This window comes from Paraburkholderia sp. SIMBA_030, from assembly GCF_046535245.1.
GTDB lineage: Bacteria > Pseudomonadota > Gammaproteobacteria > Burkholderiales > Burkholderiaceae > Paraburkholderia.
On the sequence record NZ_JAWRXB010000808.1, the window covers coordinates 1 to 263 of the forward strand.

At 61.6% G+C, this 263-nt stretch carries 1 protein-coding gene; it reads right to left on the bottom strand.

Features of this window, described 5'->3' with window-relative positions:
• Positions 1 to 186: hypothetical protein (locus SB772_RS42215; RefSeq protein WP_410838801.1), on the bottom strand; the 186-nt coding region annotated here is incomplete at its 3' end.
• Positions 187 to 263 lie beyond the last annotated feature (77 nt).

The following is a 263-nucleotide window of genomic DNA, read 5'->3' on the forward strand; positions in this document are numbered from 1 at the left end:
CGACTGGCCGGTGTAGTTCACCACCTTGCCCTCATGCACCATGGCCTGTGTCCAGGCGTCAAACCGGCTGTCGCCTCCGTGCATGCGTATGGGCGCAGGCTCGATACGCACATGCTGGAAAGCATGGCTTACCTGCTGGCCGAACAGGGGGGTATGCGCTTCGTTGGCGGCCGGGGAGAAGCTCAAGGCGATATGCCTGTCACCTTCGTTACGGTACGGCGCGTTTTGCAGGGTTGGGGCAGGTGCAGACGACAACTTCTGGT